The 12,386-nt window shown below is 72.5% G+C and carries 7 protein-coding genes and 1 tRNA gene; 6 read left to right on the top strand and 2 right to left on the bottom strand.

Annotated elements, in window-relative coordinates; translation table 11 throughout:
- The first annotated feature begins 93 nt into the window (after positions 1–93).
- Positions 94–166: transfer RNA gene (locus ACZ7N4_RS03750), tRNA-Ala, on the top strand.
- 117 nt (positions 167–283) lie between these two features.
- Here the strand turns inward: ACZ7N4_RS03750 and ACZ7N4_RS03745 are convergent.
- A complete protein-coding gene (locus tag ACZ7N4_RS03745; RefSeq protein ID WP_471353391.1) occupies positions 284–1,894 on the bottom strand; it encodes an NADH-ubiquinone oxidoreductase-F iron-sulfur binding region domain-containing protein in 1,611 nt (536 codons plus the stop codon).
- A complete protein-coding gene (locus ACZ7N4_RS03740) occupies positions 1,891–3,174 on the bottom strand; it encodes a cytochrome b/b6 domain-containing protein (RefSeq protein ID WP_471353389.1) in 1,284 nt (427 codons plus the stop codon). The genes ACZ7N4_RS03745 and ACZ7N4_RS03740 overlap by 4 nt, the downstream gene beginning before the upstream one ends.
- 401 nt (positions 3,175–3,575) lie before the next feature.
- Between ACZ7N4_RS03740 and leuS the strand changes: the two genes are divergently transcribed.
- The 5 genes from leuS to ACZ7N4_RS03715 all read left to right on the top strand — a co-directional run bounded on the left by leuS (position 3,576) and on the right by ACZ7N4_RS03715 (position 12,378).
- Positions 3,576–6,458 (top strand): leucine--tRNA ligase, encoded by a 2,883-nt coding sequence (gene leuS / locus ACZ7N4_RS03735; RefSeq protein WP_471353387.1) that lies wholly within the window; start codon positions 3,576–3,578, stop codon positions 6,456–6,458.
- 289 nt (positions 6,459–6,747) lie between these two features.
- Entirely contained in the window at positions 6,748–7,488 is a 741-nt protein-coding gene (locus ACZ7N4_RS03730) for a hypothetical protein (RefSeq protein ID WP_471353385.1), read from the top strand.
- A gap of 72 nt (positions 7,489–7,560) precedes the next feature.
- On the top strand, positions 7,561–8,406 hold the full coding sequence (locus ACZ7N4_RS03725) for a DegV family protein (RefSeq protein WP_471353383.1): 846 nt from the start codon (positions 7,561–7,563) through the stop codon (positions 8,404–8,406).
- A gap of 151 nt (positions 8,407–8,557) precedes the next feature.
- Positions 8,558–9,745: a ComEA family DNA-binding protein gene (locus tag ACZ7N4_RS03720; protein WP_471353381.1), complete on the top strand. Its 1,188-nt coding sequence runs from the start codon at positions 8,558–8,560 to the stop codon at positions 9,743–9,745.
- Positions 9,742–12,378 carry a ComEC/Rec2 family competence protein gene (locus ACZ7N4_RS03715; protein WP_471353378.1) on the top strand — a complete coding sequence of 879 codons (2,637 nt, stop codon included), beginning with the start codon at positions 9,742–9,744 and terminating at the stop codon, positions 12,376–12,378. The genes ACZ7N4_RS03720 and ACZ7N4_RS03715 overlap by 4 nt, the downstream gene beginning before the upstream one ends.
- Positions 12,379–12,386: the final 8 nt, after the last annotated feature.

Genomic DNA, 12,386 nt, shown 5'->3' with positions numbered 1-12,386 from the left:
CTAATCGGGGCGGGCGGGAAACCGATTTGGTGCTGCACTGCGGGCCCTGTAATGTTTACGTCGTCGCCGGGGGAACCCGGGGAGACACAACAAGGGGCTATAGCTCAGTTGGTAGAGCGCCTGCATGGCATGCAGGAGGTCAGGAGTTCAATTCTCCTTAGCTCCACAGAAGTCGAAGGCGGATCATCCCACGGATGATCCGCCTTCGGCGTGTTGCGCACACATGGTGCGCGCGCACGGAACGGCGGGTCACCGGCTCGGGTGACCCGCCGTCCCCTCGCGCTCAGCGGCCCAGCGCCCGCCGGCCACGCCCCTGGGACAGAACCGGCAGGTTCCGCGACGGCGCCTGGCCGCGCGTGTCCTCCTCGATGCGCAGGGCGAGCGCCGGACAGCGGCGCACCGCGCGCAGCGCCTTCGCCTCCGCGTACCGCGGCACCTGCGCCTGGGCGACGGTCGGGAATCCGTCGGCGCCCAGCTCGAAGACCTCCGGGAGGATGTCCGCGCACAGTCCGTGGCCCCGGCACAGCGTCCAGTCGACGTAGATCTTCTGGCGGCTGGAGCCGGTCTCCTCGGGCTCTCCGCCGCCCGGGATGCCCGTGGGGGCCCTGCCCCCCTCGAAGAGCGGCAGAACGCCCTCCACGGGCCGTCCGCAGCCGTTTCCGAGGACGTGCGCGGCCAGGTCGTCGGTGAACGCCTTGATGGTCGACTCGAGGAACATCGCCGAGCCGTCCGGGTGCGAACACGCCCCGCGCCGCTTCACGTTCTTCGCGACCTGCTTGAGCGCCTCCAGGGCGGCCGGCCCGCCGCCGTTCAGGATGTCCTCCAGCCCGCGCGCGGCGGCGGGCAGTCCGAGGTAGCAGGGCCCGCACTGGCCGGCGCTCTCCTCGGCCAGCCACTGCGCGACCCGCAGCGACTCGCCCAGCGGGCACGTCTCCTGGCTGATCGGCAGGATCGCGCCCGCGCCGAGCGAACCGCCCACCGCGTCCAGCGAGTTGCGGGAGACGATCGCCTCGTTCACGGTCGCCGCGTCGATCCACTTGCCGTGATAGCCGCCGGTCAGTACGCCCTGCGGGACCGGCGGGGCGCCCGCCAGCTGCAGCACGTAGCGCAGCGGCACACCCGTGGGGACCTCGATCACCATCGGGCGGGCCACCGCGCCGGACACGGTGAGCATCACGGTGCCCGGTTCGTCGTACAGGCCGGTGTTGCCGTAGCGCTCGGGACCGATGCGGGCGGCTATGGCCAGCTGCGCGAACGTCTCCGCGTTCGACAGCAGTGTGGGTGCGCCGCCGACGCCGGTCTGCGAGGCGCTGATCTTGCGGCCGGGCGGGATCGCCGGGCCGCCGTCGATCGAGCGGACCAGCGAGGCGGCCGCACCGGTGACCATGCGGACCGGATTGCGCTGCACCCACGCGCGCAGTGCCGATCTACGACTGTTGCTCAGGCCTCGCTCGGCGAGAGCGGCCTCCATGGAGCGCTGCGTGGACTCACGGGTGACGCCGATGACGAGCGTGCGCGCGCCGAGCGCCTCGGCGCACAGCAGCGCGCCGTCCAGGATGAGGTGCGGAGCACGGTTGATCAGCACCGTGTCCTTCCGGCAGGCCGGTTCGTCCTCGCTGCCGTTGACCACGACGACCGGCCGCACCCCGCGTTTGATCGCCGACTCGGCGACGGAACGCAGCTTCTTGTGGAAGGGGAAACCGGCGCCGCCGCGCCCCTTCAGGTTGATGCGTTCGGCGAGCTGGGCGAGCTGTTCGCCGCCCAGTGGATCGAGCGGCCCGTGCACCTTGAGATGCATGGGCAGATCGAGTCGCTCCACAAGGTCGAAACCCGACGTGAGCTGCGGAAGCCCGACCACGCGGACTTCGGGGACGTCGGGCAGGGCCTCGTTCACTTAAAGCCTCCGGAAGGCGTGTTCCAAGGTTCGCCCGAACCCGGTGCCTCATAGGACGGACCGGGCAGCGTTTCGGTGGCGGGACCGCTGTTGAACGTGTCACTCGGGTTGTACGTGCCGTAGAGGCCGTTTGTCTCACCGGTGTCGTACACGTCACTTCCGCCGTATCCCGTGGCGCCCGGATTGCCATAGACCGGGATGGTGTAGCCGGTGTCCTGGAGCGGGTCGTACGCGGACGGCGGGGCCTCGCCGACCGGCGGCGGGGACGGGATCGGCCAGCTGCCCGAGGTGCTGGAGGGGCCGTCCATGCGCGGGACGGCCTGCGTGGGCTGGAGATCCAGTGGCAGGTCCATCCGGGCCGTCTGGCCGGCCGCGAAGGGCTGCTGCGGGCGGCCCGGCGTGGTGACCGCGCGGTAGGCCGCCGCGAAGCCGGAGGCGGGCTCCGCGGCCGGGGCGGCCGGGGTCTGGTACAGCGGGGACGCGGCGCTCTCGGCGGGTGACGGCCTCGGCCCCCGACGGCTCTCGAAGCCGGGCAGCGCCGACTCGGTCATCCGGGAACGGCTCGCGTCCAGCTCGTCGAGCCCGGGCCGCTCCGAGCTGCCGAACAGGGCCACCAGCCGGTCGGCGACCCTCCGCTTGACCGGGCGCGGTGCGGCGCGCAGTGCGAGGGCGCCCATCACGCCGAGCAGGGAGAGGCTGTAGAGGATCACGAAGACCGGCTTGGCCGATCGACCCGCGTAGAGGCCGTGGACCAGCGCGGCGCACCAGGCCGGGTACGCCAGCATGTGCATGGCCCGCCAGCGGGCGGCGACCGGGGCCGGCGTGGCGAAATTGCTGCGCAGGGCGCCGGTGATGCCCACGAAGATCATCAGCAGTCCCGCCAGCGATCCCAGGCCGATCAGGCCGCCGATTCCGGTGACGCCGAGCGAGAACGGGATGATCGCGGCGATCAGCTGGGTGTGGTCCAGGGCGATCTTCGTGGTGATGTGCAGCAACAGGAACGCGATCGAGGCGACCGCGGTCGTCCGGTGCACCGCCTGGCCGATGATCCGCTGCCGGGTGTTCAGGAAGATCCGGTCCTGCGCGAACAGGCCCCAGATCACCGAGCAGCTCAGCGAGACGAGGGACAGCACCCCCGCGCCGAAGTTCAGGAACTCGCGGAACTGGCTGCCTCCGACCAGCACGAGCACGGGTATGAGCAGCAGGACGACAGCGGACGCCACCCCATAGGCCGAGCGGCCGGGTTTGGGGAGCGAGCTGGTACTACGACGAGGGTTCATGGGGGCAACTCCGAGCAGTTTCGGGAAAGCGGTCCCGCTGCCGCACTCTAGGTGGCGCCATACCGATCAGTACGGGGTTTGAGTTATTGCGTTGTTATCAACAGACAATGCGACGGGGGCGGTGTCCCATAGGGGACGGTACGCGAAGTAATTGCTGACCTTTGTTCAGTTCCGGCGGGCTTCGTGACATGTCCATCAGGGATACGGAAGCGCCTCGCGGCTTGCTCAAGGGCTGCGGTACCCTAACGCCATGCGTGCCGTACGCCTTCTGCTTAGCGGGCCGCGCTGATCAGTACCGACCCCGGTCCAACCGTGAGGTCGGCATCGGCGCGGCGTCCCCTCCTGTGCGAGGGGCTTTTTCATTTCCGCAGGCAGAGACGATCGATGGAGCTTTGAGGATCATGAGCGAGACGAACCCCGCTGCCACCGCCGGCGCGTCGGCGGAGGCCGCGCCGCACCGCTACACGGCCGCCCTGGCGGCCGACATCGAGGCACGCTGGCAGGACTTCTGGGACGCCGACGGCACCTACGCGGCTCCGAACCCCACGGGCGACCTGGCGGGCGATCCCGAGGTGGCCGCCCGACCCAAGAAGTTCATCATGGACATGTTCCCGTACCCCTCCGGCGCGGGCCTGCACGTCGGCCACCCGCTGGGGTACATCGCCACCGACGTCTACGCCCGGTTCCAGCGCATGACCGGGCACAACGTCCTGCACACCCTGGGCTTCGACGCCTTCGGCCTGCCCGCCGAGCAGTACGCCGTGCAGACCGGCACGCACCCGCGCGTGTCCACCGAGGCCAACATGGAGAACATGAAGGCCCAGCTGCGCCGGCTGGGCCTGGGCCACGACAAGCGCCGGTCGTTCGCCACGATCGACCCGGAGTACTACAAGTGGACCCAGTGGATCTTCCTGCAGATCTTCAACTCCTGGTACGACGAGGAGGCGCGCAAGGCCCGCCCGATCTCCGAGCTGATCGCCCAGTTCGAGTCCGGTGAGCGCGCCATTCCGGGCTCCACGCGCGCGTGGGACCAGCTGACCGCCGCCGAGCGCGCCGAGATCCTGGGCCAGTACCGCCTGGCCTACGCCTCCGACGCGCCCGTCAACTGGTGCCCGGGCCTGGGCACCGTGCTGGCCAACGAGGAGGTCACCGCCGACGGCCGGTCCGAGCGCGGCAACTTCCCCGTCTTCAAGGCCAAGCTGCGCCAGTGGAACATGCGCATCACCGCCTACGCCGACCGGCTGCTGGAGGACCTGGAGGGGCTGGACTGGCCCGAGGCCATCAAGCTGCAGCAGCGCAACTGGATCGGCCGCAGCGAGGGCGCCCGCGTCGACTTCCCGATCGACGGCGAACGCATCACGGTCTTCACCACCCGCCCCGACACCCTGTTCGGCGCGACCTACATGGTGCTCGCGCCCGAGCACCCGCTGGTCGACAAGTTCACCCCGCAGGCCTGGCCCGAGGGCACGCACCAGGTGTGGACCGGGGGCCACGCCACCCCCGCCGACGCCGTCGCCGCCTATCGCGCGCAGGCCGCCTCGAAGTCCGACGTCGAGCGGCAGGCCGAGGCCAAGGACAAGACCGGCGTCTTCACCGGCGCGTTCGCGACCAACCCGGTCAACGGCGAGCAGGTCCCGGTCTTCATCGCCGACTACGTCCTGATGGGCTACGGCACCGGCGCGATCATGGCCGTCCCCGGACACGACAGCCGTGACTTCGCCTTCGCGCGCGCCTTCGAGCTGCCGATCCGCTGCGTGGTCGAGCCGACCGACGGCCGCGGCACCGACACGTCCACCTGGGACGACGCCTTCGTCTCCTACGACGCGAAGATCGTCAACTCCGACAGCGACGACGTGCAGCTGAACGGCCTGGGCGTGGTCGACGCCAAGGCGCGCATCACCGAATGGCTGGAGCGCGAGGGCATCGGCGAGGGCACCGTCAACTTCCGGCTGCGTGACTGGCTGTTCAGCCGCCAGCGCTACTGGGGCGAGCCCTTCCCGATCGTCTACGACGAGGACGGCGTCGCCCACGCGCTGCCCGAGTCGATGCTGCCGCTGGAGCTGCCCGAGGTCGAGGACTACAGCCCGCGCACCTTCGACCCGGACGACGCCGACACCCAGCCCGAGACGCCGCTGTCGCGCAACGAGGAATGGGTCAACGTCACCCTGGACCTGGGCGACGGTCCGAAGAAGTACCGCCGCGAGACCAACACCATGCCCAACTGGGCCGGTTCCTGCTGGTACGAGTTCCGGTACCTGGACCCGCACAACGACCGCGAGCTGGTCGACCCGGAGATCGAGCGGTACTGGATGGGCCCGCGCGAGGGCCGGCCGCACGGCGGTGTCGACCTGTACGTCGGCGGCGCCGAGCACGCCGTGCTGCACCTGCTGTACGCGCGTTTCTGGTCCAAGGTCCTCTACGACCTGGGGCACGTCTCCTCCGCGGAGCCGTTCCACAAGCTGTTCAACCAGGGCATGATCCAGGCCTACGTCTACCGCGACAGCCGTGGCATCGCGGTGCCGGCCGCCGAGGTGGAGGAGCGCGACGGCGCCTACTACTACCAGGGCGAGCAGGTCAGCCGTCTGCTGGGCAAGATGGGCAAGTCCCTGAAGAACGCGGTGACCCCGGACGAGATCGCCGCCGAGTACGGCGCCGACACGCTGCGCCTGTACGAGATGGCCATGGGCCCGCTGGACGTCTCCCGCCCGTGGGACACGCGCGCGGTGGTCGGCCAGTTCCGGCTGCTGCAGCGGCTGTGGCGCAACATCGTGGACGAGGCCACCGGCGAGGTCACCGTGACCGACGCCGAGCCGGACGAGGACACCCTGCGCGCCCTGCACAAGGCGATCGACGGCGTCCGCCAGGACCTGGAGGGACTGCGCTTCAACACCGCCATCGCCAAGGTCACCGAGCTGAACAACCACCTGACCAAGGCCGGCGGCCCGGTGCCGCGGTCCGTGGCCGAGCCGCTGGTGCTGATGGTCGCCCCGCTGGCCCCGCACATCGCCGAGGAGCTGTGGCGCAAGCTGGGCCACACCGACTCGGTCGTCCACCAGGACTTCCCGATCGCCGACCCGAACTACGTCGTCGACGAGACCGTGACCTGCGTCGTGCAGGTCAAGGGCAAGGTCAAGGCCCGGCTGGAGGTGCCGCCCGCCATCTCCGAGGAGGAGCTGGAGAAGGTGGCGCTGGCCGACGAGAAGGTCGTCGCGGCGCTGGGCGGCGCGGGCATCCGGAAGGTGATCGTGCGGGCGCCGAAGCTGGTCAACATCGTTCCCGCGTGAAACCGGGTGACCGGTCCCTCGTGACGACGGTGTGATCGGTCACCCGGACGTCACCACCGTGTGATCGGTCCTGCCCGACAGCCGTGTGATCGGTCATGTGTCACAACCCGTGTGATCGCTCCTGCGTGACGGGCGGGTGCCTTCCACCGGCTCGGGGTAGTCCCCTACGGGGAGGTCCGGGGTCCTCTGCGGGCAGGTTCGGGGTTCTTCCGGAACTCCGGGCCTGCCCGCAGCGTTTACCGTGGAGAGCACAGCGGCTCGTGCCGTACCCGGCCGGAGGAGGAGCGTCATGGAAGTAGTGACCGTGTTCGCCCTGCTCCTCCTGCTCTTCGTCGGCCTCGGCGCGTACGCCACGGTCAAGGCGGTCCGCGCCACCAAGCGCGGGGTGGACCGGACCATCGCCCAGGCCCGCCGCACGGTCGAGGACCACACCCTGCGCGCGAAGTCCTTCGCGCAGACCGGTCCGGCCGCCGAGATCGCCCAGCTGCGGCTCGCGCTGCGCACCTCCATGCGGGCCACGCAGGACGCGCTGCACGCGGGTGCGGCGGAGGACGAGTCGCTGAAGGAGTCCCTCGGCCTCTTCGAGCGGCTCAGCGTGCACGGGCACGAGCTGGACGCCGACCTCAAGCGCCTGGAGTCCGAGCCGGACCGGGCCACGCTCACCGAGCGCCTGCCCGAACTGCGCGGCCGCACCGAGCGCATCACCCGGTCCGCCGACTCCCTGCGCTGGGCCGTCCGCGACCGGGCCAGCCGCTTCGCCGACGACGATCTGGGCGCCCTCAGCGCCCAGATCGACATCGAAGCGGGTGCCCTGCGCCACTGGACGCGTGCCGAGCCCGGCCAGGCGTCTCCGCCGTGGCCCGAAGCACCCGCCCCCGCCGTGACCGACGGACAGGCCACCGAGCAGACCTGGCCGAAGACACCCGGGCCCCGCGCCGCCGACGAGCCCGCTCCCGAGGCGATCGCCCCGCCGTCATGGCGCCCCGCTTCCCCGTGGCAGAAGAAACCCCGCCCCGAGAGCACCACATGAGGGAACGGCTCCACGGCCGCAGCGCAGGGGCCGGGCTGCCGCGCGCGCACGACGACAGGTAACCTCCAGCTCATGTCCCGCCATGTCGCGATCGTCACCGATTCAACGGCCTACCTGCCGCCCCGGGCGATGGAGCGTCACGGCATCACAGCGGTCCCGCTGACCGTGGTCCTCGGCGACCAGGCCCTCGAAGAGGGCACCGAGATCTCGACCCGCTCCCTGGCCCAGGCACTGCAGAAGCGGCGCTCCGTCACCACCTCCCGGCCCAGCCCGCGGGTGTTCGCCGAGACCTACCGCAGGGTCGCCGAGTCCGGCGCGAGCGGCATCGTCTCCCTGCACCTGTCCGCCGAGTTGTCCGGCACCTACGACGCGGCGGTCCTCGCCGCGCGCGAGGCACCGGTGCCCGTGCGGGTCGTGGACACGGGCATGGTCGCGATGGCGCTCGGCTTCTGCGCCCTCGCCGCCGCCGAGACCGCCGAGGCGGGCGGCACTGTCGACGAGGCCGTCGCAGCCGCGGAGAAACGGGCCGCCGGCACCTCCGCCTACTTCTACGTCGACACCCTCGACTACCTTCGGCGCGGCGGCCGGATCGGTGCCGCGCAGGCCCTGCTGGGCTCCGCGCTCGCCGTCAAGCCGCTGCTTCAGCTGGGCGACGGCCGGATCGAGCCGCTCGAAAAGGTCCGTACGGCGTCCAAGGCGATCGCGCGCCTGGAGGAACTGGCCGCCGAGCGGGCGGGCAGCGCCGAGGTCGACATCGCCGTCCACCACCTCGCCGCCCCCGACCGCGCCGCCGCCCTCGCCGACCGACTGCGGGCCCGCGTCCCTGGCCTGGCCGATCTGCATGTCAGCGAGGTCGGAGCGGTGATCGGCGCACACACCGGGCCCGGGCTGCTGGGCGCGGTCGTCTCTCCTCGCTGACACCGGTCGTTCCGAGGACGGCCTTCCCGTCGGGTTCAGGGCCCTGACCCGTTTCACTCGTCCGGGTGGTGGAGTTTTCCACAACTGTCCGGCCGTCCACGGAAATCCACCAAGATCATCGCGATGCGGTGGAATGCCCCATCCTCGTCGCATGACACTTCGATCCCGCTCACGTACGGCAACTCCGACCAGTGGCCCCGGGCGTGGCCCCGCCTCCGACGGCCGCCTGCGGCATCGCCGCGCAGCCGGCCGTCCCCGCCGCGTCCACCACCGCCCGTCCGCACCCGCGGAGGAACTGCGTCGTCGGGCACAACTCCTCTTCGGTGAACGGGCCGTGCAGTGGAGGGAGTCCGGAAACGCGCCGCCGGCCCCGGACGGGTCCGGTGGCACACCGACGGCAGCGGCGACGGGCCTGGCCCCCGGCCTGAGGCTGGCTCCGGGTTCCAGGCGGACGGTGCAAGCGGCCGGGCCGGTGCCGCGTGAGGCCTGGCAGGGAGCGGCGACCGCTGCTGCGACTGCACTGGAACCGGGCGGTGCGTCGAGGCTGCCGGAGCCGGAATCAGGGCCGGAGTCGGAATCAGCGCCGGGGCCGGGGTTGAAGGGGAAGCCGGACGCGGAGCCCCCGGCGGCCGCGGACTGGCGGGTGCGGGCGGGACTGGCTCTGCGCGAGCGGATGCCGGTGTGGCTCCAGACCCGGTACGGAGTGGAGCGGCGGGGAGCCGTGGCGCTCACCGTGGTGCTCGTCATCGCCGCTGTCTTCGCGGTGCAGCACTTCTGGGCGGGCCGGCCCCAGCAGGTGAGCGCTCCTCAAGTGGTGCGCGCCCCGGCGCCCTTCGGGAAGAAGGGCGCGGGAGGGACCGCCGGACCGGCCGTGGGTACGTCGGAGGCACCCGGCGGGGAGATCGTCGTGGACGTCAGCGGCAAGGTCCGCGCACCGGGGATCCGGCGGCTGCCGGCCGGCGCACGGGTGGCCGACGCGCTGCGGGCGGCGGGCGGGGTCCGGCCGGGCGTGAGCACGGAAGGGCTCAACCGGGCCCGCTTCCTGGTCGACGGCGAACAGGTCGTCGTCGGCACTCCGGCCGGCTCCGCTGCCCCACCCGGCCCGGCAGCCGGTCCCCTCTCCGGGGCCACCGGCACGGGACCGACAGCGCCGGTCTCCCTCAACACGGCCACCGTGGACCAGCTCGACACCCTCCCCGGGGTGGGCCCCGTTCTCGCCCGGCACATCATCGACTACCGCACCCAGCACGGCGGTTTCCGCTCCGTGGACGAACTGCGGGAGGTCAACGGGATCGGCGACCGTCGGTTCACCGATCTGCGCGAGCTGGTACGGCCATGAACCGCGCGCTCGACAAGGCCGGCCCGCGCTCGGAACCCGAGCAAGGCGAGGCCGGGCAGGCCGGCCGAAGCACCCCCATGGACCTGCGCCTGGTCCCGCCGGCACTCACGGCGTGGGCCACGGCGGCCCTGGCCCTGGACGCGCCGGCGTCCTGGACCGCCGCGACCGCTGTCGTCTGCCTGGTCGGCGGGGTCGCCCTCCTGCTGCTGTCGGTGCGGCAGCCGGAAGCAGGCGGGCGTGGTATTCGGTCCGGTTGGGCGCGCCCAGCCGTCGCCGTGACGCTGCTCTGCGCCGCCGCGGCGGCCACGTCCGCCGGACTGCACGGGACTGACGTGCGGCGCGGGCCGGTGCCGGAGCTGGCACGGCGGTCCGCGACCGTGATGGCCGAGATCGAGGTGAGCGGCGATCCATGGCTGAGCAGGCCCCAGGTGCGAGGCGATCACGCGGCGCCCGTGGCGGTGCTGGCCCGGGCCGAGCTGCGGACCGTCGAGGAGGCCGACGGAACGCGTGCGCGGACCCGGACACCCGTGCTGGTGATCGTCGACCCGGACGTCCCGGCGCCGGACGGGGATGCGGTGGGGAGCCGGAGTGCCGGGCCGCCGCCGGTACGCGCCGGACAGGGCACCCCAGCCGGTCGGGCCGCCTGGCTCGGACTGCTGCCGTCCACACGGCTGTGGGTTGCCGGGCGCCTGGCGCCTGCCCTGACCGGAGGTGACCGGACCGCGGCCGTGCTGCGGGTGCGTGGCCGGCCGGCACCGCGGGTCGTGGCGGGACCGAGCGGAGCACAACGACTGGCGGGCCGGCTCAGAGCGGGCCTGCGGGACGCGACCGAGGGCCTGCCGGGAGACGCGCGGGCCCTGCTTCCGGGGCTGGTCGTCGGGGACACCTCGCGGATCACGCCCGAGCTGGACCACGCTTTCGAGGAGACGGACCTGGCGCACACGCTCGCCGTCTCCGGCAGCAATCTCACCGTTCTCCTCGCACTGCTCATCGGGCCGCCAGGCCTGGCGCACCGGGCCGAACGCCGCGGCCTGGCCCCACGACTGGGGCTCTCGCTGCGGGCGACGGCGCTGCTCTCCGGAGCGCTGACGCTGGGCTTCGTGGTGATCTGCCGCCCCGACCCCAGTGTGCTGCGGGCCGCCGCCTGCGGCGCGGTCGCGTTGCTGGCCCTGGCCACGGGGCGCCGCAGGTCCCTGGTACCGGCGCTGGCCACGGCCGTCCTGCTGCTGGTGCTGTACGACCCGTGGCTGGCCCGCAGTTACGGCTTCCTGCTGTCGGTGCTGGCCACCGGCGCCCTGCTGGTGCTGGCGCCCGGCTGGAGCGAGGCGCTGCGGCGACGCCGGGTGCCGCCCCGGCTCGCCGAGGCACTGGCGGCGGCGGGGGCGGCGCAGGCGGTGTGCGCACCGGTCGTGGCGGTGCTGTCGGCCCGGGTGAGCCTGGTGGCGGTGCCCTGCAACCTGCTGGCCGAGGTGGCGGTGGCGCCGGCGACGGTGCTCGGTTTCGCGGCGCTGGCGACGGCGCCGGTGGCGATGCCGGCGGCCAAGGCCCTGGCGTGGTGTGCGAGTTGGCCCGCCGGGTGGATCGCCGGGGTCGCCCGGGCCGGGGCGGCGCTGCCCGGCGCGGGAGTGGACTGGCCGGGGAGCTGGCCGGGGGCACTGGCGCTCGCGGCGGTCACCGTGGCCGTCGTCCTGGCCGGCCGGAGACTGCTGCGGCGTCCGGCGTGGTGCGGGCTGCTCGGGGTGCTGCTCGTGCTGCTGGTGACGCGGCCGGCGCCGCTGACCCGGGTGATCACGGGCTGGCCGCCTCCGGGCTGGCGGTTCGCGATGTGCGATGTCGGCCAGGGTGACGCGACGGTGCTGGCGGCGGGGGAGGGGGCCGGAGTGGTCGTGGACGCCGGACCCGATCCGGCGCTGGTCGACCACTGCCTGCGGCGGCTGGGCATCACCCGCGTCCCCCTCCTCGTCCTCACCCACTTCCACGCCGACCATGTGGCGGGCCTGCCCGGCGTCCTGCGGGGCCGCGCGGTGGCCGCGATCGAGACGACGGGGCTCCCCGAACCGGCGGACCAGGCAGCGTTCGTCCGGCGGCAGGCGGCCGGACGGCACATCCCCGTCACGACGGCCGTCGCCGGAGAGGAACGGCGCACCGGCCCTCTCACCTGGCAGGTCCTGTGGCCCCCGCCGCAGAGCACGGGTCCGCCCGGCGGGACGGCGGTGCCTCCGGTCCGTCCGGGCGCCCTGTTCGAGCCGGAAGGTCCGAACGATGCCAGTGTCGTGCTGCTCGTGCGCACGGGCGGGCTGAGACTGCTGCTGCTCGGAGACCTCGAACCCCCGTCCCAGCAAGCACTGTTGCGGTCCCCGGCGGCTGCCGAGCTGGCCGGAGTGGACGTGCTGAAGGTGGCTCATCACGGCTCGTCCTACCAGGACCCGGAGCTGATCCACCTCGCGGCACCCCGGGTGGCACTCGTCTCAGCGGGCGCAGGCAATCCCTACGGTCACCCGGCACCGACGACCATGGCCGCACTGCGAGCCGACGGCGCGGCGGTCCTGCGCACCGACCGCGACGGTGCCCTCGCCGTCACCGGGACCGGCGGAGTCAAGGGGCGGATACAGGTGGCGAGAGAGAACTGGTGAGAACCAGA

The sequence above is a fragment of the Streptomyces sp. NPDC107654 genome, from assembly GCF_055639035.1.
The sequence above is the reverse complement of the archived record's forward strand: the minus strand, read 5'-3'. Positions and strand labels throughout refer to the sequence as shown.

Excerpts from the sequence above, each read along its gene's own strand:
- ACZ7N4_RS03740 (WP_471353389.1), bottom strand. The coding sequence starts at position 3,174 with ATGAACCCTCGTCGTAGTACCAGCTCGCTCCCCAAACCCGGCCGCTCG.
- leuS (WP_471353387.1), top strand. The coding sequence starts at position 3,576 with ATGAGCGAGACGAACCCCGCTGCCACCGCCGGCGCGTCGGCGGAGGCC.
- ACZ7N4_RS03730 (WP_471353385.1), top strand. The coding sequence starts at position 6,748 with ATGGAAGTAGTGACCGTGTTCGCCCTGCTCCTCCTGCTCTTCGTCGGC.
- ACZ7N4_RS03725 (WP_471353383.1), top strand. The coding sequence starts at position 7,561 with ATGTCCCGCCATGTCGCGATCGTCACCGATTCAACGGCCTACCTGCCG.
- ACZ7N4_RS03720 (WP_471353381.1), top strand. The coding sequence starts at position 8,558 with ATGACACTTCGATCCCGCTCACGTACGGCAACTCCGACCAGTGGCCCC.
- ACZ7N4_RS03715 (WP_471353378.1), top strand. The coding sequence starts at position 9,742 with ATGAACCGCGCGCTCGACAAGGCCGGCCCGCGCTCGGAACCCGAGCAA.